This window comes from Apibacter sp. ESL0432 (assembly GCF_019469225.1).
Classification (GTDB): domain Bacteria; phylum Bacteroidota; class Bacteroidia; order Flavobacteriales; family Weeksellaceae; genus Apibacter.
Genome location: NZ_CP048266.1, coordinates 2,221,963 through 2,246,030 on the forward strand (window position 1 = coordinate 2,221,963; position 24,068 = coordinate 2,246,030).

Consider the following 24,068-nt stretch of genomic DNA (forward strand, 5'->3'; position numbering starts at 1 on the left):
GTGAGAAAAATATTATTGCTTTCCGATACCCATTCTTATATTGATGATCGTATATTGGAATATGCTTCCCAAGCAGACGAGGTTTGGCATGCAGGTGATATTGGTGATATAAAGGTTTCCGAAACTTTAAAAAAAACGGTTCCGGTATTTAAAGCGGTCTATGGAAATATTGATGGAACAGAAATTCGTAAAGAATTCCCTCTTAATTTACGTTTTTTTTGTGAAAAAGTGGATGTATGGATGACCCATATTGGCGGTTATCCGGGTAAATATGCACCAATCATACGCGAAGAAATAAAATTGAATCCTCCTAAACTTTTTATTTGCGGTCATTCACATATTTTAAAAGTTATGAATGATAAAAAACTTCATTTACTTCATATGAATCCGGGTGCTATAGGAATCTATGGATTTCATAAAGTAAGGACTATGTTAAGATTTGAAGTAAATCAGGAAACTATACAGAATTTAGAAGTTATTGAATTTACTAGATGATTTGTTTTTATGTTTTCCTATAAGTACTAATTTATCGACTTAGCGTCTCTTTTAAACAGTAAAATTCAAAAAATTTTAAAATTTAATCTTTAGCAATTCTAATAATACTCGCCTGGATATTTCTTCAATTTAATTTATTTTTTTCCTAAATAATTATTAAATTTATAAATATTAACTAATATTAATATTATTATTTAAATCATAATATATTAATGATACTCTATATACTGATTTAAAATAACGAATTTTGTTGTTACATTTAGGCAAATTTTTTGATTATGATTAAATATTTTACAGTATTTAACGTAACATAATTAATATCAAATGATACTAATGTTTAAAAATTATTCTGCCAAATTCAGTTTATGATAAGATCTGTTATTCGTTTATCTTTAATAATGCTCCCTTTAATAGGTGTTGCTCAATCAAAAGTTGTAGTAGCTTTTAAAGTTATAGATAAAGAAAAAAATTCCTGTGTTGATGTTAACGTAAAGAAAAATTTTACATTCCAATATGAAAATAGTTCCGGTTATAAAGACCTAAAAAGTTTAGTTTCTACAAAGTGTTTTAATAGTTATGCAATAACTAAAATTTCTGGTAATTTTCGAATTTATATTTCAGTACCTGAATATGAATCACAATATCTTGATTTCACTATTACCAAACAAAGTAAAGATACCCTATATTTAGGTGAGGTTTATCTAACACGTACGTATCCAGAAATTAGTGAAGAAATTCAGAAACCTTCCAAATCTGCTGAAAAAGAAATTGAGGGAGTAACAGTGACCGGGGCACGTAAGAAATTTATTAAATTAGAAGCTAACAAGACAACTTATACGATAAAGGATAATGATTTACTTTCCGGCGGAAGTGCACAAGAAACTTTAACAAAACTTCCGGGGGTAATCAAGGGATATGGTGGAAATCTTACCGTAAATGGTAAGTCCATGACTATTTATATTGATGATATCCCGACAGGTCTATCGGGTGGAGACTTAGAAAATTTATTACAAAGTTTACCATCAAATGCTATTGAAAAAATTGAAATTATATCTAACCCGGGAGCTTCTTACGATGCTAAAACAGGGGGTGGTATTATAAATATTATTACTAATGGTCGGGCATTGCGAGGAATAAACGGGTCTGCTTCTTTAAATTACCAATTTAACAAAAACAACCGCGTATCTCCTTCTATTAGTTTAAATAGTCGTTTAAAAAGTGTATCCTTACAATTAAATAGTGGTTATAATTATAGGGAAAACGATAAAACTACCTATTATAAAAGGGAATTTACTTCTTTCACTCCTTCCATTATTTTTGATCAAAAGAATATTGAAAATAAATATAATCGTTTTTATTATTTCAGACCTTCTTCAAATATTCGCCTTAACAAAAACAGTAATTTATTGATCAATTATAACTTAAGTTATACTGATAACAGTAATCATTATACAGGTGAATCTTTAAGCTCTAACGATATTGAACCAATTAATCTTTTAAATAATTCAAAATATTCGGAAGATAACACCAATCATGAATTAACTACAAAGTATAAGGTTAAATTAGATACGTTAGGAAATTTGTTTGATATAACGGCATCTTATAAACACTTTAACAAAAATTCAACAAATAACAGTATTCAAAATAATGAGGGTGTTTATAAATATTCTGTAAACGATATTGATTATAAATCCGATTATTTTCAAGTGAATCCTAATTTTGAATTTTCTTTTAATAAGGTAGGAATAAAAATGAATACCGGTGGAAAGTATTCTCATACTAAATATACCAGTAACGGAAAATATAATCTTTTAAACACTTCTTCTTCTATACTGGAAAATCCGGATTATAATTCATTCAGGGATTTTATATACGATGAAAATCAATATGCTTTATATGGTGAATTAAGCAAAAAATTTGAAAAGTTGGATTTGACTGCAGGGGTTCGTTATGAAAATTTAGAATTTAAAAATAAAGTAAAAACTACGGATCAAAGTATTAAATATACGTTTGAAAAGTTTTTCCCATCTTTTAGTTTACTATATAAATTTAATCCTACGCTGGATTTTAATGCTACCTACAGAAAGAGTATGATGCCTCCTTCCTATTCTAATATGGATCCGAATTTAACCAACTATTTTGACGAATTCAATACTTCGGAAGGAAACTTACATCTTAAACCGGATTATTACGATAACTATGAAGTTTCTTTAAGTGCATGGAGATATTTGAAAATCTCTTTCAACTATACGTATTCTAAAAATATAAATATGCTGTATTACGAGACTGAAGACAATTCATTAACCGTAAATCAAACTACTCGTACATTTCACGGCATGAAAAACTATAACGTATGGGTTGGTATTCCTATTCCATTTAAATTGGTTACCATGGGTAAAAAATTCTTTGACGAGCCTATGAATATGGATAAAATGAATTTCATTTACCTTTACGGGATGTATAATTACTACAAAGTAAACGATTATCCATATTTAGATAAAGTAAAACCTATGTGGTTTTATGTAATATATGCTCAATTAATCCTTCCAAAAGATTTTAAATTAACCACTTTCTTTTTATCTAGTACAGATAAGGGATATTTTGAAATTTACAAATCCTATAAACCTTTCCGTTATTCTAATATAGAACTTTCAAGATCCTTTAGTAACAAAACTATTAAGGCTTCTTTAGGTATTCAAAATATATTGGGTCCTACTAAGTTTAATTCTGATATTAATAACTTTAATTTAAGAACCAATTATTATAGTAGAGACAGCGATCAATTGTTCTATATTAAACTATCTTACAGTTTTGATAAAAACCGTAATATTAAAAAGGAAAATACAATTATTGAAGAAGATACTAATTCAAATTCTAACAAATTGTTACCTTCCGGTCCGTTAAAATAAATACTCAATTTTATATAAATCAATAAAGGCTGATAATTTAAATATTATCAGCCTTTAATTTTTACTTTTTTTTATATGAATATTAGTTTTCTTTCTTTACCATCTCAATATGCTCAATATGATCTTCAAAATAAATTTCTCCTTCAGTTTCAAATCCAAATTTTTTATAAAATGGAACTGCATAATATTGGGCACCGATTCTTATAGGTTGTTTACCATGAATTGTAAATAATGACTCTATGGATTTTTCCATTAAAATTTTTCCTAAACCGGTAGAACGATATTCCTTACAAACTATAATTCTTCCAATGGAAGCTTCATTAAAGGAAACTTTTTCAGGAAAAATCCTGGAATAAGCAACTAATTGTTCCCCTTTATACAGTAATAAATGATGCGCTTTATAATCTTTATAGTCCAAATCCTGGTATGAACATTTTTGCTCGACTATAAATACTTCATTTCTTAATCGTAATAAGTTATACAATTCGTCTAAAGTAAGTTGATCAAATTTTTTTAAAACATAATCATAGGGATGAGTGCTACTCTTGGGCATCTTTCATAAATTTTTCTACTTTTTCAACCATTTTTTTTGATCCACAAACAAATGGTGTTCTTTCATGCAATTCAACAGGATTTAAATCCAATATTCGTGTAAAACCATCACTGGCACTTCCTCCTGCTTGTTCCGCAAGGAATGCCATAGGATTACATTCATATAACAATCGTAATTTGCCTTTAGGGGCTTGTGAATAGGAAGGATACAGGTAAATGCCTCCTTTCAACATATTTCTATGAAAATCGGAAACTAAAGATCCGATATAACGAGAAGTATACGGTCTATTTTCTTTTTCTTCTTGACAATATTTTATATAATTCTTAATTCCTTGAGGAAATTTAAGATAATTTCCTTCATTTACGGAATATATTTTTCCATCTTCAGGTATTTTAATATTAGGATGTGAAAGATAAAATACTCCCAAAGCCGGATCTAAAGTAAAACCATTTACACCGTTACCTGTTGTATATACTAACATTGTTGATGAACCGTATACTATATATCCTGCTGCTACCTGTTTATTTCCGGGTTGTAAAAAATCTTCCAATGTTACCGGTCCATCTTCCGATATTCTTCTATAAATAGAAAAAATAGTTCCTACATTAACATTTACATCGATATTGGAAGATCCGTCTAAAGGATCAATTAATACCACATATTTACTGTTATGTGAATTATCTTTAGAATTTATACTGATGAAGTCTTCATTTTCTTCGGAAGCAATTCCACAAACGACCTCTCTATTTTTTAAGGCACCAATAAATACATCATTGGCAAACACATCTAATTTTTGTTGCTCTTCACCTTGTATATTCTGATTTCCAATTGCTCCAATAATATCAACGAGCCCAGCTTTATTAACTTGCTGATTAACAACTTTACTGGCTAATCTTATTGCTCCTAAAAGGCGTGACAACTCTCCTGAAGAATATTTAAAATCTGCCTGTTTATCAATTATAAATTCGCCTAAAGTCTGTGAGCTCTTCGATTTCATATTTTATATATTTAGTTTTTTGAATGTTCCAAATATATTGATTTTTGGTTGTACTTTATAAGTAATATGCAGATTTGTCATATATTTGCTGAAGGTCTTTTAATATTTAAAATACTTATTGTACTGTTTATCATTATAATATAAATTTTAAGTCTATTAATACGTGAATTCCCGATGTGTAAAAATTCTTTTTTCACAAGATTTATTTATGGGAAAATGTGTTTTTTATATATTGAAAATATATAACTATCATTTATGAAAGTTTATAAATTTGGAGGTGTTTCAGTACAAAATGAAAAAAATGTACGTGCTATTTTAAAAGTTTTAAACCAAACCGGATACAAATCAACCATTATTGTTGTCTCGGCCATGGGTAAAACGACTAACGCATTAGAAGATGTTATTCAAGCATACTTTCAAAATAATGATACTTATAAACTATTAATTGACAGAATAGAGGAGGAGCATTTAGAAATAGTTAAAAAATTATTTTCTAATTATACGGAAGTTTATAACGATATTAAGAATATTTTTAAAAATTTGCGATCTTTACTAATTAACAATACATCTGATAATTTTAATTTCTTATACGATCAAACGGTAAGTTTTGGTGAAATTATTTCATCTAGAATTTTAAGCTCTTTTTTAAATTATTCAGGAATTACCAATACTTGGATTGATAGTAGAAATTATTTAAAAACTGATGATAATTATAGAGAAGGGACTATAGATTGGGAACGTACGCAAAAACAATTTGAAAATTTTGATACTTCTCAAACATATGTTACTCAAGGTTTTTTAGCTTCGAATTCCGGCAATTTTACTGTAACTCTGGGAAGGGAAGGTTCAGATTATTCTGCTGCCATAATTGCCTATTGTTTACATGCTGAAGGTGTTACCATTTGGAAAGATGTTCCGGGAATTATGACCGGAGATCCTGACTACTATGAAAATGCTCAATTATTAAAATCTCTTTCCTATGAAGAGGCTATGGATATGTCATTTTTTGGAGCATCCATCCTTCATCCGAAAACCATTTTTCCTTTGTATAAAGGTGAGATTCCATTGAACATTCGTTCTTTTTTAGAACTTGAAAATCATGGCACTTATATTACGAAAGGAGTTAAGGGAGATCCCAGCGTCTCTTGTTTCATACGAAAATTAAATGTACATTTGCTTACTATTTCTTCCATTTATTTTACTTATAATCTGGAAGATACTCTTTGTATACTCTTCAAACAACTTACTGAACTGAATATTAAAACTAACATGATCAAGGTTTCTGCTTGTTCAGTTTCACTGGTTATTGAAGACAAATTTAATTCAATTAACATTTTACTGAATATACTCGCAAATTCTTTTAATGTAACATTAGAAGAAAATGTGCGTCTATTTACGATAACGAATAGTTCACAAAAAATACGAAATAATTTTAAAAAAGGAAAAACAGTTTTATTAGAACAATTGGTAAAACAAACTTACCAAGCAATTGTAAAAGAATAACAATATGAGTTTAGTCACCTTAGAGGATATACAAAATACTTTAAACCTAAAGAAATTTGGTTTTATTGGAAAGGGTATAGCATGGACCCTTATGAATGTTTCAAAACTTGGTCATATAAATAAATTCTGTACTGAAAATAAAGATTTACCTACCAATGAATTTCTTACTGCAGTTTTAAAACATTTAAAAATTAACTACGAAATTCATGAAGAAGATTTAAAAAGAATTCCTGAAAAAGGACCTTTTATAATCGTTTCCAATCACCCTCTAGGAGGATTAGATGGGATAATTTTAATGAAAATTGTTTCAGAAATTCGTCCGGATTTTAAAATAATGACTAATTTTTTATTGCAAAAAATTGAACCTTTAAAAAAAGTTATTATTCCTGTTAATCCTTTTGAAACCAGAAAAGATACTTTTGACAGTAAAAAAGGTTTTATTGAAACCTTGCGTATCTTGAAAGATAATCATTGTGTTATCATTTTCCCGGCCGGTGAAGTTTCTCATTATTACCCGGATACCAAAGAATATCAAGACAGAGAATGGGTAGAAAGTGCCTTAAAACTTTTGAAAAAAGCTAAAGTACCCGTAATTCCTGTATATTTTCATGCGAGAAACAGTAAGTTGTTTTATAAAATGTCTAATATTCATCCGGATTTACAGACTGCGATGCTGCCTAGAGAATTGGTTAGAAAAAGAAAAGCGCCTATTAAAATACGAATCGGTAAACCTATTTCAGTTAAACAGCAAGATGAATATACAGATATCAAGTCTTACGGTAATTTTTTAAGGAATAAGGTATATATGCTTAAATCATTCTATACTACGGTTAAGAATCCATTTAAAAATATAAAGTTCCTTTCAGTATCAGCAATGACTAAGTCCGCTAATTCCAATGAAGTTAAGCCTATTATTAAAGAGACACCTCATGAATTAATCTTAAAAGAAGTTGAGCTTTTAAAAGAAATTGACTGTGAACTATTTTCCAATTCTCAATATGAAGTTTATTTAGCTAAACCTGAAAAAATACCTAATATCTTACGTGAAATTGGCCGATTAAGAGAAATTTGTTTTCGCGAAGTGGGAGAGGGAACCAATGAACCTTTTGATCTGGATGAATTCGATCAAATTTATCATCACTTATTTTTATGGGATAAAGAAAATAAACTTATCGCGGGTGCTTATCGAATGGGAATGGGAAAAGAGATTTATGAAAAATACGGAATTAAAGGTTTTTATACTGCTTCTCTTTTCGAATATGATTCGGAAGTACATCCTTTCTTTAAAAAAATCATTGAAATGGGTAGGGCGTTTATTTCCAGTGAATATCAAAAAAAACCTATGCCCTTATTACTTTTATGGAGAGGGATTGTACATGTTTGCTTAAGAAATCCGCATTATAAATACCTGGTGGGAGGTGTAAGTATAAGCAATCAATTTTCCAACTTTTCAAAATCGATAATGGTTGAATTTATGCGTTCTCATTATTTTGATTCTTATGTTGCTCAATATGTACATTCAAAAAATGAATTTAAAGTTCATCTGAAATCCAATGAAAAAGATTTATTCTTTGATGCTGCGGATAATGATCTTAATAAATTTGACAAGTTAATAGATGAACTTGAGCCCGATTTAAGACTTCCCGTATTGATCAAAAAATATTTAAAACAAAACGCCCGTGTTATTGCTTTTAACGTCGATCCTAAGTTTAATGATGCCATTGACGGATTGATGTATATTAGAATAAGTGATATTCCGGATAGTACTATTAATCCGGTGTTAGAGGAGTTAGATTCTATGGACAAAAAAAACCAAAAGGAAGAAAAATAAACAATTGTTAACAAGTTTATAACTATTCAATTGAAACAAGATTACTAATTGCTTTTATTAAAGTACTCTATACTTAGATTTTCAACACCTTACTAATGTTGAACTTTTTATAAAAATTTAATCTACTATTTTAAAAAGGTAAATAGCTATTATTTACCTTTTTTTATTTCTATACTAGGATTATTTCACATTCTTCAATCCTTTATTAATATTGAGCCTGTCTACAAGCTTATTTAAAGGCTTTTTCTATGTTTTCTTTTTTAATAATTATCCCAATAGATAACTGTTCATAAATTAAAAAATACCATAAATTAAAATTAGAATAGTTATATCATATTATCATAAAATTCTTATTGATTGTATGTAAAACTAAGCATTAATAATGTAAAGATTTATTTTTAATGATTAATTTGATTTTATTTAAATAAATAAATATAATTAATGTTAGAGCTGTTTATAGTTTATAATTTTAAAATATAATTTTTTAACTACAGAAATGTTTTAAACTTCTAAACTTTATAAATTTTAACATAATATAATATATTAACTATCAATATTTTACAAAATAATACATATATAAATACTTAATTATGAATTAATTAATAAATATGTTAATAACTTAATTTATTTCAAAAATTCCTTCAATTATATAATTGACTATAAATCAATAAAATTATATAATTATTATTAAAAATTATTTTTATTAACTCATAAATTTTCAATAAGTTAAAACAATATTAACAATTTAAATAAATTATTGTTAACATTTTTAAACAAAAAATTTTGCTTCAAGAGTTACAATTTCCATTTATAAAGATTTAAGATTTTTCCAAATATTTATAAAACTTTTTAAAAATGAATTTTACCTTCCTTTTGATAAGTTTAATAACAGTTACTTTTTAAACAGTCACTTTATTAATAACTTCTAAAAATTGTTGATAAGTGATTTAGTTTATTGATTTATACTTATTTATTTTCAATAAATTTTGTTAATATCATATTTAGAAATATTAATAACTCACTATTTCAAAGTTATTAACATATTAACAGGTCTATTATTACTATTACTTTAAATTTTATTTAATTAATTAAAAAAAGATATATAAATAATAATTAATTGTGGAAAAAATTCAGGTTTCAAAATTTCTCTTTTCGTTTTTATGAAGGTATATTTGTAAGAAAAATAAGTAAAAATTATGAAAACAGTTAATGATTTCAATTTCAATGGAAAAAAAGCATTAATTAGAGTTGATTTTAATGTTCCTCAAGATGAAAATCTTAAGGTAACTGATAATACAAGAATTGTTTCTGCTAAGCCAACTATAGATAAAATATTGAAAGATGGAGGTTCTGTAATATTAATGACGCATTTAGGCAGACCTAAAGGTCAGGTTACAGATAAATATTCTTTAAAACACATTGTTGATGAGGTATCAAAAGTTTTAGGTGTTCCTGTTAAGTTCGTTGATGAATGTGTAGGGCCTAAAGCCGAAAAAGCTGCAGCAGAATTAAAACCCGGTGAAGTTTTATTGTTAGAAAATTTACGTTTTCACAATGAAGAGGAGAAAGGAGATGAAGGATTTGCTAAAGAATTAGCTAAGTTAGGTGATATTTATGTAAATGATGCATTCGGAACTGCACATCGCGCTCATGCATCTACTGCTATTATTGCTAAATTCTTCCCTTCTAACAAATGTTTTGGTCTTTTGATGGCCAAAGAGCTTGATGCTATTCAAAAAGTCCTTAAAACTGGCGAAAAACCTGTAACAGCTATATTAGGAGGTTCTAAAGTTTCTTCTAAAATTACTATTATAGAAAACATCCTTCCGGTGGTTGATAACTTAATAATCGGTGGAGGAATGACCTATACTTTTATTAAAGCTCAAGGAGGTAAGATCGGAAACTCTATTTGTGAAGATGATAAACAAGAATTAGCACTAGATATACTTAAAAAAGCAAAAGAAAAAGGTGTAAAGGTATATCTTCCGGAAGATTCTGTTATAGGTGATGACTTTTCAAATGATGCAAATAGAAAAGTAGTCGATACTAATGATATTCCTGATGGATGGGAAGGTTTGGATGTTGGACCTAAAACTATTAAAACATTTTCTGATGTTATTTTAGCTTCTAAAACCATATTATGGAACGGACCTTTAGGAGTATTTGAAATGCCAAATTTTGCCGTTGGTACGAAAGCTATTGGAGACGCTATTGGTGAAGCCACTAAGAATGGAGCTTTCTCCTTAGTTGGAGGAGGTGACAGTGTAGCATTTGTTAAACAAAATAATTATACTGACAAAGTTAGTTACGTTTCAACCGGGGGAGGAGCAATGCTTGAATCATTAGAAGGTAGAGAATTACCCGGAGTAGCAGCTATTTTAAACGATTAGTATTAAAATCTAGCACAATATACAATACATATTAAGAAGCTTGATATTTCAAGCTTCTTTTTTTATATGTTAGTAACTATTCAAAGTAACTTTAATTTTATTATTTCTCTAATAAATTTTAATATATAATATCTTTTTTTAATATATTTTTGTATAAATAAATCTATATTTTTATTAATATAAAATATAATATATAGTTATTTATACCAAAAATACTATTTTATAGATTTATTTAATTAATATTTAAACTTTTAAATATCTATTATTACAAATTATCCTCTTTTAAACTTAGCATACTTGTTAATTTAATAATAAGAATTTTGTGAAAAATTTTATTTTTTCAAAATATAAATAACAGATGAATAATTACCATCATTCATTCCTTTTAAGTTTGATAAAGCAGCAATGAATGGAAATCTAAAAATTCCTAAAGGATTATTCATATAATTTTCACTGATTAAAGAAATATAGAAACTATCAAAGGGTAGGGGATAGGTATGAATTACTTCAAACTTATGATTATTAAAAAAATCGATAGCTCCTTTTTTAGAATAATGAAATATATGTCGAGGTACATCCCAGGCAGCCCAAAATTCTCTATAAAATTTGGCATCAAAAGATTTGTAATTTGGAACTGCTATTACTATATACCCATCATTTTTTAACTTTAATCTTAATTTTGATAGGATTTCTTCCGGATTAGAGATATGTTCTAAAACATGCCAAAGTGTAATAACATCTAAAGAATTATTTTCAACAGAATCTAAAGAAGTAGTTATATGATTTTCATCAATTTTAGATTTAGCAGTTTCTGCTGCTTTTATATTAGGTTCAAAACCTAGAATTGAAAAATTTTTATCTTTTATGAATTTTAAAAATGTTCCATCTCCACAACCATAGTCTAATAATGTTCCGGACGTTTTGTATTTATTAATAATCTTTAATTTATATTTTTCATTCAGTTTTTGAATTAATAAATATATTTTTGATTTTAAAGACTGATCTTTCGAATGGGATAAATATTTTTCACTTTCATAATATTTTGAAAGATCTTCAGGTATTTGGGTAGTTTTTAAAATATCGGTATATTCAGATTTTTGAATTTCAAAAATTTCATTAGATAAGAAGTGATCTTTAATTTTCATTTTCAATTTTGTATATATAATATCATATAGTAAAATATTTAGGTTTATAAATAAATGTTCCACGTGGAACATTTATTTATAACTTTATATTATCTACCCATGTAAATTAATAAAACATTTATATCGGATGGAGATACGCCACTTATTCTACTGGCTTGACCTATAGTCTCAGGTTTGAATTTCATTAATTTTTGTTTCGCTTCAGTAGAAATACTATTTAATTTTGAATAGTCAAAATTTGAAGGAATTTTTATATTTTCTAATCTATTTAATTTTTCAACATTTTCAAGTTCTTTGTCAATATATCCCTTATATTTAATTTTAATTTCTACTTGTTCAAGTACCTCATCCGAAAAATGATTTGATTTGATATAATCATTTATAGAGGATATGTTTTCCAAGTCTTTTAAGTATATATTAGGTCTAACCAATATACTATCAGCTTTTACAGTTTGAGAAATAGGTGTTGAATTTTTTTGTAGTAAAATTGGATTAGTTTCTTCTTTGGTTATGGATGTTGATTTTATAAATTCTATACAATTATTCGTTTGCTTGATTTTCTTATCTAAATTTTGCATTCTTTCAGATGATGCTAATCCAAGTGTATAACTTAATGGCGTTAATCGTTCATCGGCATTATCCTGTCTTAAACTCATTCTATATTCTGCACGTGAGGTAAACATTCGATAAGGTTCTTCAGTTCCTTTGGTAATAAGATCATCAATTAATACTCCAATATACGCTTCATTTCTCTTAAGAACCAACGGCTCTTTATTTTGAATTTTAAGTGAAGCATTAATACCGGCCATCAATCCTTGAGCTGCTGCCTCTTCATAACCCGTTGTACCATTAATTTGTCCCGCAAAATATAAATGATTAATATTTTTTGTTTCTAATGTATTTTTTAATTGAGTAGGAGGGAAGTAGTCATATTCAATAGCGTAACCCGGTCTGAAAAATTTAGCTTTTTCAAATCCCGGGATTAGTTGTAAAGCTTTAATTTGAATATCATCCGGTAAAGATGTACTAAATCCGTTGATGTAAAATTCAACAGTTTGCCAACCTTCCGGTTCAGCAAATATTTGATGTCTTTCTCTATCTGCAAATCTGTTAATTTTGTCTTCGATCGAAGGACAATATCTTGGACCTGTACTTTTAATTGTTCCATTAAATAAAGGAGATCTTTCAAATCCTTCTCGTAAAACTTCATGAACTTTTACATTAGTATAGGTAATATAACAACTTCTTTGTTTGTCGAGTTTAGGTGTATTAGTATAGGAAAATTTTTGTGGATTAGTATCTCCTTTTTGTTCTTCCATTTTTGAAAAATCTATGCTTCTACCATCTACCCTGGGAGGAGTTCCAGTTTTCATTCTACCGGCCTCAAATCCTAATTTAACTAGATTTTCAGTGATTCCAAATGCTGCTTTTTCACCCATTCTACCTCCGCCGAACTGTTTGTTTCCAATATGGATTAAACCATTTAGAAATGTTCCATTAGTTAATATTACAGCTTTTGAATAAATAACAGCTCCCATATAGGTTTTAACACCAATAATTTGATCATTTTCTGTTAATAACTCAACAACCATATCTTGAAAGAAATCAAGATTTGGAATGCTTTCTAATTGTAATCGCCATTCTTCCGAAAATCTCATTCGATCAGATTGCGCTCTTGGACTCCACATGGCAGGTCCTTTAGATAAATTAAGCATTTTAAATTGAATCATAGTTTTATCAGTAACGATACCTGATAATCCGCCCAAAGCATCGATTTCTCTAACTATTTGTCCTTTTGCAATACCTCCCATAGCCGGATTGCAAGACATTTGTCCAATAGTCTGAAGATTCATGGTAATTAGTAGTGTTTTTGAACCTAAATTGGCAGCAGCAGCGGCAGCTTCTGAACCTGCATGTCCACCACCTACAACAATAACATCGTATTTTTCTAATATCATTTTAACAGATGTTTCACGTGAAACAAAATTTTTTTATAATTAATTTTTAATAATTTTTATATAAGTCTATATAAGTTTTTTCCTTTTTTCTCATAAGTTCAATATCCTTTTCCAATTTATCTTTGTACCCGATGATATGCAGAACTCCATGAACTAAAACACGGTTTAATTCATGATCAAAGTCTTCATTATTAATTACTGCATTTTCTATAACTCTGTCTGTGGAAATGAATATATCACCCGAAATTAATTGGTTTTCTTTATAATCAAACGTAATTATATCCGTGTAATAATCATGATTTAAATATTGAATATTAATTTCTAATAATTGTTCATCAGAGCAAAAAATATAATTTATATCTCCTACACGGCAGGCTTCTTGTTCTATAACTTCTTTTAACCACTTTTTTCTTTTTAATTTATTTTTTAAAATAAAATCATTATTTGAAAAATAATTTATCATTTTATGTTAATTTCTACTTAGCTAAATTAATATTTAAATTCTGAAATTTTAATATAATAAAATTCTTCATACTAATTACTAATACTATTAAATTTTATAATAACTTTTACAATTAATACCAAGTATAATTTCTGTATAAATTAAGAGAAAATGTTTATAATGAATAAAAATTTTTTAAATAAAGTAATTTTACATAAATAGGATTGAAAAAAATGATAGGTAACTATTTTGTTAAAACCAATATCCTAAACCAACACTAAATACACCTTTGTTTTGATTGGTAGAAAATGTGTATAATAAGTTAATAGGTCCAAAAGGACTGTCATATCCATATCCCACTCCATAACTAAAATATTTGTATTTAAAATATCTTATATCGTTAAATTCATCTTCAACGTTAGCCATGTCTGCATATATTTTTACATAATGATTTTTTAAAATTTTATAGTTTAAAGAAGAATATAATGAGAATAGTTGATCCCCGGATTTATAGGCAAATGGTAATCCTAAAAATTTACTGAAATTTAAGAAATCTTGTTCAAAATAACCACCGTTAAAATATTTGTATTGTAAAGAAGGCGTATTAAAAGATACTCCTAAAAAATGTTGATTTTCTAAAGCTAATCGATGTCCGAAAGGGATTGAATAACTTAATTGAGTTTTAATTGTGGAAAACTTTTCAAAATTAGGAGCATTAGAATAAAATATATATTTAGCAGAGGCATCTAGTTTAAAACCTTTAAAAGGAAAGTTAGAGTTATCTCTCGTATCAGCCTTTATATAAAAATAAGGATTATAAAAAAAACTCTCGTCTTTATTAAAATTTTTGTGATCTACTTCGTTAATCCGATCATAGGAAAAAGGAGAGATGCGCATATAACTATATTCTATACCGGTACCAACGGCATATTTTTCATTTAAGGTAGATTGTAGATAAAGTTGTTGATTAAAGTATCGAATACGATTAAACGAATATTCACTTCTTTTTATATCGGAATAATTAAAATTAAAAGAATTAAACGTCGTATTAGATCCAATACTTGGTAATATTCCATTATCAATATAATAATTTATATTAGTTCTGAAATTATTTCCAAAAATTACATCAATGGATAAATTGGAATTATTTAATATAAGCTTATTTAAAGTAACATTAGCTAAAAGAGAAGTTTTATATACATCATCATAATGGATTCCAAATTTTATGGAATTATTATCTTTTTTATCTAGATATAAGTTAACTTGTTGATTTTCATTAAAGTTTTCAGAAGTTAGCTCATAAAAAACCCGATTATAATTTCCCGTAGAATATAAAGCAGAAATTCCTTTATCTAATTTGGTAATAGAGGTATTTTGAGGTAATTTCAAACCTAATTTTCTTTTTATATAAACAGAATCTTTAGAAGAATTACCAATAATGGAAAGTTTGGTAATAAACAAATTTTTTTCGGAAGGTAGTTCCTGTATTCTCGGTCTATTGATAGTATCAAACCCTTGTAATTTTGCAATTTTTAATAGTTCAGGAAACGCCTTTTCTCCGGCTAGTTTTCCTTTATACAAAATGGAATCCTTTTTATCAAAATCGGTTACATCATAATTCTTTACATCGGGTCGAATTAGTAAATCTACATAACTTCTTTCAAAATCCGTTTTAATATTGATACGATAGCTTATAATTTGACTAATAATATTTAATATAGATTTAATTTCATTCGCTTTTTGTAAACCATTACCTAAATCAACTCCGATAATGATATCCATGCCTTTATCTCGTAACGCTCGGGAAGGAAAATTATTAACAATTCCACCGTCAATTAAGGTTTTATCATCAATTTTAACCGGTTCGATAAGAGAAGGATAAGCACCACTGGCCAAAACACTGAGAGGAAGAAAACCTTTTTCCATTTGTTCTTCGTCACCGGTTTCTAAATTAGTTGCTATGCATAAGAAAGGTATCGGTAGTTTAGAATAATCATGAATATCATGAACATTGTACAATAAATTGGTTAAAAGCATTAAAGGTCCTTGTCCCTTACTTAAAGCTGATGGAAAAACTACTTTAAAATTGGAAATGGGTAAAGTTAAAATATATTTTTCTCTGTAAGATTTATCAAAAAAAGGAATAAAATTTCGATTTCTGTCCTGTAAAAAAAGTTCGTTAAAATCAATGCTTTTAATGATATTTCTCATTTCTTTAGGAGAATAACCTGCAGCATATAACGAACCCACTATGGCACCCATACTGGTACCGCTTATATAATCAATTTTAATTCCTGCTTTTTCAATAGCTTCTATAACTTCTACATGAGCGAACCCTTTAGCACCTCCGCCACTAAGAACTAAGCCTACTTTGGGTCTACGATTTAAAGAATCCTGAATTGATATAAAAGTTGAATCTCTATTTATACCGTAAAATAAATTTCCTATTAGTAAAATAAAAAATAATAAGTATTTTTTACAAAATTTCATAATAGCAAATATATTAAAAACATGTAATTTATATAAGTAATAATAAAATAGAAAGAATTGGTAAGTTTTTTTTAGATTTACTTAAAAATATACTTAGTATTACATTTATTTTTAAAATCTATTTTAAAAGGAAAGATGGTACTATTCATAAATAATGAATTTAAAATTTATATATTATTAATTGAGATATAGCGATTAAAACAAATAATTAAAAAATATTAAAAATAGATTTATCTATAATTATATTTTACTTATATAAATGGAAAAAGTAAAGAAAACTAAAATTCTTTTTAGAATCCGATCCATGGAAACCGGAGGTGTTCAAAAAGTCTTGCTAAATATTTTAAATCATTTAGATAAGAATATTTTTGATATTACTTTATTGTTGAATCTATATCAAGGAGAATTAATTAAGGAAATACCGGAATCCATTAAAGTTCAATATATAGGAAAAGGAAGAGAATTTATGAATTTAAATTCTTTTATAAAAAAATTTCAATTAATCACTAGGGCTGCAAAATTAAAATTGTATTCAAAATTTCCTCGATTATTATATAAAAACCTAAAACTCTATGATCAAGATGTTGAAATAGCTTTTTTCCATTATAATTACGATGATGTTTTAAACAGTCCTAATCTAAAATCAAAAAAAATAGGTTGGATGCATGGTGATATAAAAAATATTACCATAAATGGAAATAAAGAGAAATTTGTAGCGAAATTTTTGAGATTTAATACCATGGTTTATGTTTCACAACAAACGATGCAAAGTGCAAAAAGTTTTAATGATCAGATTGCTGCAAATGCTAAGATTATTTATAATCCAATAGAGGTTGATGATATCATAGCTAAATCCAAGCTGAAACCAACTATAAAAATCAGTTCACACAAAAATGATTCAATACAATCATTTATATCAGTTGGAAGAATAAAACCGGGTAAAGGCTATCAACTTTTAATTGAAGCCCATAAAAAGCTTATTGATGATGGATTATATCATAAAATATATCTCGTTGGAGAGGGAGAATATAAAGAAGAATTACTAAAAAAAGTAAAAGAATATCGTATAGAAGAAACATTTATATTTTTGGGAGAACATAGTAATCCCTACCCGTTGATTAAAGAAGCAGATTATTTTATCCTTCCTTCATTTTCAGAAGCGTATCCTTTAGTTATTGCGGAAAGCCTTATATTGGAAAAGCCGATTATAACCACCGATGTTGGAGGAATTAGAGAAATGATGGTCGACCAAGAAAACGGTATATTCATTCCAAGTAAGAATGAACCAGCCCTATATGAATCAATGAAAACCCTGTTGTATGACCCAAAAAAAGTGCAATTCTTTATAGAAAATAATAAAAAATGTAAAGAAATTTTCTCACCAGTTCCTATATATAAAGAAATAGAAAAGCTGTTAACAAAGTAAAATATCAATGAATGGAAAAAAATTCCGTAATAACAGTAATAACACCCACTTATAATAGGGCTCATACGCTCGATAGAGTCTATGAATCACTAAAAAAACAATCATTTAAACAATTTATGTGGATAATTATGGATGATGGTTCTACGGATTCGACCAGTCAGTTGGTACAAAAATATATAGATGAAAATAGTATTCCTATTGAATACTGTAAAGGGAAAAATCGTCATAAATTTATTACCGTATTTGAAGGAATTAAGAAGGTAAAAACGCCTTATTTTGTAATTATTGATTCAGATGATAGTTGGCCTGAGAATTCATTTGAAATATTGTATGATGAAGTTTGCAGCATTGAAAACCAAGATCAATATATTGGAGTAATTGGACATTCAGCAGATACGGAAGGAAATTTAGTAGGAAGTTATTTCCCTGAAAACGGATTTATAGGTTCTATTTTAGAAATGCGGTATAAATACAAAGTAAAGGGAGATAAAAATGGTATTTTTATAACAAAGAGTTATCAAAGAGAATTGGATAAATTTGATTATTTAATTTATGAAAATAAAGGCTATATTCCTCAAAGTGTTTTCTTTACCATTTACGATGCAAAAGGGTTAAAAACAAAATTTATTAATAAGATAATTCGTACTTATCATAAAGACGATAACGATTCAGAATCAGTTTCCAATACTCGTTGGAAGGGCAAAAATATTTTCGGATTAAGAGAGGGATATAAAGCCATGCTAAACAATTATAACTATCAGTTATTTTCATATCCTAAAACTTTGCTTAGAAATTTAATAGGATTTCAATTTTATTCCTTTTTAAATAAAAAATCTTTAGCGTCAAATATCGCAGACATTAATAATCCTTTAATTAAGACTATGAGTGTTTTAACATTGCCATTTAGCTATATATATTATTTTATAAATAAAAGATAGCTGTAATAAAAAAATGAAAAAGTTATTGTTTATAACCTATTCACTAGGTAAATCCGGAGGAGTACAAACCGTTTTAACTAATTTAATGAATGAACTATGTACTAAGTTCGATATAACGGTTTTATGTTTGGATGGAAATGAGGAATTTCTATACGATTTAAACCCTAAAATTAAGTCAGTGGTTTTAAATTCTTTTGGAAATACAAAATCATTTAAGGCAATGGTTCTAATTAACAAATACTTTTCGTGGTTGCCAAAGAAACAAAACATTAAAAATTATATTTATCAATACGGGGTATATTGCCTATTAAAAAAATGGTTAAAAAAAAACCATCAGAATTATGATACCATAATTTCTTGCAGATATACCCTTTCAAGCATGTTGTCCACCATGAAAGGAATAAATAAGAAAACATGGGCGTGGGAACACATAAACTATAAGATGGGAGGTTTTTTTTGGTATACCCTCATGCGACCATATTACAAGAATTTAAAAGGAATTATTTATATAAATAAAGAATCCGAAGAACATTATAAAAAGATAAATCCTAACAGCTATTTAATTTATAACCTCATAGGTGATCCTTTTGAAAATATGCCATTTATACGTTGTGAAGAAAAAGAAAATACCATTTTATTTGTCGGAAGGCTACATCCTGAAAAAAATATAAGGGAACTGGTGGAAATATATTCTAACTTAAAAGAAAAAGAAGGTTGGAATTTTAAAATAATCGGAGAAGGACCTGAAAAAAGTTATTTAGAAAATTATGTAAAAGATCACCCTAATTCACATATAGAGATATTGGGTAATAAAACTAAAGAAGAGGTCTGTAATTATATGAAAAAAAGTAAAATATTAGTATTAGCATCAGAATCTGAGGCTTTTGGTCTGGTACTGGTTGAATCTATGTTTTGTAGCAATATTTTGATTTCTTATGATTGTGAATTTGGTCCTGCTTCAATAGTAAATAATAAAAATGGTTTTCTTATAAAGCATCATAATAAAGAAGATTTTACAAATAAGCTTCAATTATTAATAACTGATGAAGAGTTATTAAAAAAATTAAATAAATCTTCTTATGAAGAATCTAAAAAGTGGAAAAAGGACAGCATTATTTCAACATGGAAAATTCTTTTAGATAAAAACTAACTAATCTCAAAATGGAAAATAAGAAATTATTATACTATGTTCAATGTTTAAGAGGTTTAGCATCATTACTTGTATGTGGATTTCATACACGTTATTGGATTAATTTAAATGATAATAGTGAGTTAGGAAATTTTTTATTTGGAAAAGGAGTGTATGGAGTAGAATTATTTTTTATAATTAGTGGATTTATAATGATATATACCACAAAAGATAATTATTTACAAAGTCAATATAAGTATTCAATATCATTTATAAAGAAAAGAATAATTAGAATTGTTCCTTTATATACTATATTAACAATTATTTGGTATATTATATTTATTGATTCTTTTAACTGGAATGTATTTATTAAAATAATAAAATCCATAATGTTTATTCCGTATAATGAACTACCTATTTTATATTTAGGATGGTCTTTAAACTATGAAATGTTTTTTTACTTGATATTTGCAATAAGCTTATTATTTGGGCATTATAAATATATAGTATTGCTTATATTTTTTATGATATTTATAAGTTTACAACATTTTAAATATCAAAATAGTTATCTAAATATGATTTCCAGCTTTCAGCTAAATTACTTTTTAGTAGGAGTTTTATTAGGATTATTTAGAAAAAAAATTATAATAAATAATTCTCAAATTTCATTAACATTGTTTACAGTATCAATGTTTATATTGATTTTATTTTTATTCAATTATATTAAAATAAATAATAAAAGAAGTTTATTACTTTTTTTTACATTTATCGTATATAGCGTAATTAATTTTGATTTTTCTCAAATAAAAATAAATCTAAATGCCCTTTATTTCTTAGGAAATATATCATATTCTTTATATTTATTTCATCCGTTTATACCAAATCTATTAATGAATCATTTTAATATTTTTCCGGGAATATTTAATAATGATTTATTTAATTATTTTTTCTACATTTTAATGATATTAAGCATCATATTATTTTCATATATACTCTTTCAATTCATTGAAAAAAAACTTTCAAATGAATTAAAAAATTTTTTAAAGTTAAGATGAATAAAAAGAAAATACTTATTAGAATAGGATCCTTACGTCATGGAGGAGCTGAAAAAGTTTTAGTAACATTTTTAAAAAATTTACCCGAAAATAAGTATGAAATAGATCTGTTGTTAAATCTTAAATCAGGAAAATATTTAAAAGACGTTCCCTCTTGGGTCTCAGTATATCATCTACATAAAGGAGAAATGATAACAACAAACAAACCGTGGGAAATACCCGTTAAAGCTTTTAGAAGATCCTATGAAGTACTGTTGAAATTATTTCCTAAAGCACTTTATAAATTTATTTTAAAAAAACAACATTATGATATAGAGCTAATTGCCAATCACAGACTGTTGGAAGAAGTTTTAAATAGTCCAATAAAAACTTCAAAAAAAGTAGTTTGGGTTCATAATGATTTGTTTAGCATATCAGAATATACAACCAAAAAATTAAGTAATTTTTTTAAAGCAGATAAAATATGGGTAATATCTGAAAAAATTAAATCCGGATTCGAAAAATTAGCTACAACCCGAGTGGACAGAGAAAAACTAATTAGAATTTATAATCCAATTGATTCTCAAGAAATTATAAATAAATCAGAAGAAGATATTAACTTTACTTTTACAAAAGAAAAGAATGAAAAAATTTTTGTAGCTGTTGGTACAGTTTTTCCACAGAAAGGTTTTGACCGACTTATAAAAATGCATAAAAGGCTTTTACAAGAAGGATATAAGCATAAAATTTATATAGTAGGAGACGGGTATGATTTTAAAAATATCCATACTTTGGTTAAATCATTGAATTTGGATGATACAGTAAAAATGGTAGGTTATCAAGAAAATCCCTATCCATTTTTTAAAAATGCTGATTATTTTATTTTATCTTCACGATATGAAGGATATCCAACCGTTTTATTTGAAGCATTAACGTTGAAAAAGCCGATAATAGCTACGGATGTTTCCGGAGTCAGCGAAATATTACAAGAGGGTAAATTAGGAAAAATCGTTGAAAATTCTGAAGAAGGGATTTATACCGGAATGAAACAATTTTTAACACAACCCGAGATCACCCAAAAATATATACAAGAAATGAACGACAAGGAATTGCCCTTTACATTAGAAAATGCTGTATCCCGATTAACAACTATTTTAGACAATTTATAAAATGTCAAACTCTTTAATACAAAAAGATTATTTCAGAATATACGGAAAATGGCCGGGGAAATTTTTAGGCAAAGCTCTAATAAATCCCAATTTTCGGTATATATATTTTTTAAGAAAAGCGTCCGTATATCCAAAAAAATCGGTATTAGGAACTTTATATCGATTGATTTTATATCATTACCAAACTAAATATGGATTTCAGATATATCCGGAAACACAAATTGGAGAAGGCTTTTACCTTGGTCATTGGGGAACAGTTATCATAAATCCCAAAGTAAAAATTGGCAAAAACTGCAATATAGCTCCCGGAGTTACTATAGGAAAAACGAACAGAGGCAAAAAAGCAGGAGTACCTGTTATAGGAGATGAAGTATGGATAGGTACTAATGCAGTACTTGTGGGCAATATAAAAATAGGAAATAATGTTTTGATAGCGCCTAATGCTTATGTTACGGAAGATATTCCCGATAATTCAATTGTAATTGGAAATGTAGCTCAAATACAACCCAATGAAAAAGCAACCGAAGGATATATTAACAATAAAGTGTAAATGAAAACCATACTGTTTATACTTCCGGATTTAAATATGGGCGGGGCAGAAAGAATAATTACTTTGCTTATAAATAATTTGGATAAAAATAAATTTACTCCAAAGCTCCTTCTAATGAGAAAAGAAGGATATTATCTTGAGCTTTTAGATAAAAATATTGAAATTATAGATATAAAAACGTCTCGAATAAGAAATGCATTTTTTCCCATAATTAAGGTACTTAGAACATTAAAACCTGATATTGTTTTTGGCGGATGGGGTGAAGTATCGGCCTATTTAGCCCCCATAATACCCTTTTTTCCTAAAATACGTTTTATAGCAAGAGAAACCAATATAGTTTCTCAACATGTAACCCGACCGGAAATAAGATTTTTTTATCGTTTTTATAATAATTTTGATACCGTCATTGCACAGAGTGATGATATGAAATATGATCTTATAAACAACTTAAAAATACGTGAGAAAAAGATTATAAAAATCAATAATCCGGTGGATGTAGATGCAGTTGAAGCAAAATCACTCGAACTTATGAATTTTCCATTTTTCGAAGGCTTTAAAAATGTAGTGGCTATCGGCAATCTTTCCTATCGTAAAGGCTTTGACAATCTATTAAAAGTTTTTTCATACCTAAAAAAAGAAAATATATTTTTATATATCATAGGAGAGGGAGACGATAAAGAAAAATTGATAGAATTAAAAGATTCTTTACAAATTAAGAATGTAAAATTTTTAGGAAAAATAACTAATCCCTATCCATATTTTAAAAATGCAGATTTATTTATCCTCTCTTCCAGATATGAAGGTTTTCCCAATGTATTGTTAGAAGCAGGAGCAACCGGAACATTTTCATTAGCAAATAATTGTAAAGGGGGAATCAATGAAATAATTGAAGAAAATGTCAATGGAAGAATTATTTCCATTGAAGATCATAAAAATTTTGCAGAGGAGATAAAAATAACATTAAATAAGAAATACGATAAAAATCGTATAAAAAATTCCATAATAAATAGATTTTCAAAAGATAAGATCATACACCAATATGAAAAAATTTTGGAAGCTAATAAAAACTAAATTAGGCGAATAAAGCCCGTTAACATAAAGTAAAACTC

18 protein-coding genes are annotated in these 24,068 nt (G+C 27.3%); 12 read left to right on the forward strand and 6 right to left on the reverse strand.

What is annotated here, in order from left to right:
* Both GYM73_RS09615 and GYM73_RS09620 read left to right on the forward strand, forming a co-directional pair.
* A complete protein-coding gene (locus tag GYM73_RS09615; RefSeq protein ID WP_166005001.1) occupies positions 1-495 on the forward strand; it encodes a metallophosphoesterase in 495 nt (164 codons plus the stop codon).
* Positions 496-860: 365 nt separating this feature from the next.
* Positions 861-3,404 (forward strand): TonB-dependent receptor domain-containing protein, encoded by a 2,544-nt coding sequence (locus GYM73_RS09620; protein ID WP_160557762.1) that lies wholly within the window; start codon positions 861-863, stop codon positions 3,402-3,404.
* Positions 3,405-3,486: 82 nt separating this feature from the next.
* On the opposite strand, the gene GYM73_RS09625 is transcribed toward GYM73_RS09620, so the two are convergent.
* Together GYM73_RS09625 and fbp are read right to left on the reverse strand one after the other, a co-directional pair.
* Entirely contained in the window at positions 3,487-3,957 is a 471-nt protein-coding gene (locus tag GYM73_RS09625; RefSeq protein ID WP_220233700.1) for a GNAT family N-acetyltransferase, read from the reverse strand.
* Positions 3,944-4,954 (reverse strand): class 1 fructose-bisphosphatase, encoded by a 1,011-nt coding sequence (gene fbp / locus GYM73_RS09630; RefSeq protein ID WP_105296477.1) that lies wholly within the window; start codon positions 4,952-4,954, stop codon positions 3,944-3,946. The genes GYM73_RS09625 and fbp overlap by 14 nt, the downstream gene beginning before the upstream one ends.
* A gap of 255 nt (positions 4,955-5,209) precedes the next feature.
* Here fbp and GYM73_RS09635 point away from each other — a divergent pair, with 255 nt between their 5' ends.
* From GYM73_RS09635 to pgk, 3 genes are all read left to right on the forward strand, one after another.
* A complete protein-coding gene (locus GYM73_RS09635; RefSeq protein WP_220233701.1) occupies positions 5,210-6,457 on the forward strand; it encodes an aspartate kinase in 1,248 nt (415 codons plus the stop codon).
* A 4-nt stretch (positions 6,458-6,461) separates the two neighbouring features.
* Positions 6,462-8,288 (forward strand): lysophospholipid acyltransferase family protein, encoded by a 1,827-nt coding sequence (locus GYM73_RS09640; protein ID WP_220233702.1) that lies wholly within the window; start codon positions 6,462-6,464, stop codon positions 8,286-8,288.
* Between the two features lie 1,196 nt (positions 8,289-9,484).
* Positions 9,485-10,678: a phosphoglycerate kinase gene (gene pgk, locus GYM73_RS09645; RefSeq protein ID WP_160567761.1), complete on the forward strand. Its 1,194-nt coding sequence runs from the start codon at positions 9,485-9,487 to the stop codon at positions 10,676-10,678.
* Positions 10,679-11,010: 332 nt separating this feature from the next.
* Here the strand turns inward: pgk and GYM73_RS09650 are convergent, their stop codons facing one another.
* The 4 genes from GYM73_RS09650 to GYM73_RS09665 form a co-directional block, all read right to left on the reverse strand.
* Positions 11,011-11,823, reverse strand: coding sequence for a bifunctional 2-polyprenyl-6-hydroxyphenol methylase/3-demethylubiquinol 3-O-methyltransferase UbiG (locus GYM73_RS09650; RefSeq protein WP_220233703.1), 813 nt, complete (start codon positions 11,821-11,823; stop codon positions 11,011-11,013).
* A gap of 89 nt (positions 11,824-11,912) precedes the next feature.
* The gene (mnmG, locus tag GYM73_RS09655) at positions 11,913-13,781 is read right to left on the reverse strand and encodes a tRNA uridine-5-carboxymethylaminomethyl(34) synthesis enzyme MnmG (protein ID WP_220233704.1); all 1,869 of its coding nucleotides are present in this window, start codon (positions 13,779-13,781) and stop codon (positions 11,913-11,915) included.
* Positions 13,782-13,827: 46 nt separating this feature from the next.
* Positions 13,828-14,244 (reverse strand): rRNA maturation RNase YbeY, encoded by a 417-nt coding sequence (gene ybeY / locus GYM73_RS09660; RefSeq protein ID WP_220233705.1) that lies wholly within the window; start codon positions 14,242-14,244, stop codon positions 13,828-13,830.
* Between the two features lie 231 nt (positions 14,245-14,475).
* The gene (locus GYM73_RS09665) at positions 14,476-16,713 is read right to left on the reverse strand and encodes a patatin-like phospholipase family protein (protein WP_220233706.1); all 2,238 of its coding nucleotides are present in this window, start codon (positions 16,711-16,713) and stop codon (positions 14,476-14,478) included.
* Between the two features lie 259 nt (positions 16,714-16,972).
* On the opposite strand from GYM73_RS09665, the gene GYM73_RS09670 reads away from it, so the two are divergent.
* Genes GYM73_RS09670 through GYM73_RS09700 form a run of 7 tightly spaced genes read left to right on the forward strand, consistent with a single transcriptional unit; the run spans position 16,973 to position 24,030 of the window.
* Positions 16,973-18,139, forward strand: coding sequence for a glycosyltransferase (locus tag GYM73_RS09670; RefSeq protein WP_220233707.1), 1,167 nt, complete (start codon positions 16,973-16,975; stop codon positions 18,137-18,139).
* 11 nt (positions 18,140-18,150) lie between these two features.
* Positions 18,151-19,077: a glycosyltransferase family A protein gene (locus GYM73_RS09675; protein WP_220233708.1), complete on the forward strand. Its 927-nt coding sequence runs from the start codon at positions 18,151-18,153 to the stop codon at positions 19,075-19,077.
* A gap of 13 nt (positions 19,078-19,090) precedes the next feature.
* Positions 19,091-20,227: a glycosyltransferase gene (locus GYM73_RS09680; protein ID WP_220233709.1), complete on the forward strand. Its 1,137-nt coding sequence runs from the start codon at positions 19,091-19,093 to the stop codon at positions 20,225-20,227.
* Positions 20,228-20,238: 11 nt separating this feature from the next.
* Entirely contained in the window at positions 20,239-21,261 is a 1,023-nt protein-coding gene (locus GYM73_RS10030) for an acyltransferase (RefSeq protein ID WP_220233710.1), read from the forward strand.
* On the forward strand, positions 21,258-22,409 hold the full coding sequence (locus GYM73_RS09690; protein ID WP_220233711.1) for a glycosyltransferase: 1,152 nt from the start codon (positions 21,258-21,260) through the stop codon (positions 22,407-22,409). The genes GYM73_RS10030 and GYM73_RS09690 overlap by 4 nt, the downstream gene beginning before the upstream one ends.
* Before the next feature lies 1 nt (position 22,410).
* Positions 22,411-22,959 carry a serine acetyltransferase gene (locus GYM73_RS09695; protein WP_220233712.1) on the forward strand — a complete coding sequence of 183 codons (549 nt, stop codon included), beginning with the start codon at positions 22,411-22,413 and terminating at the stop codon, positions 22,957-22,959.
* Entirely contained in the window at positions 22,960-24,030 is a 1,071-nt protein-coding gene (locus tag GYM73_RS09700; protein ID WP_220233713.1) for a glycosyltransferase, read from the forward strand.
* Positions 24,031-24,068: the final 38 nt, after the last annotated feature.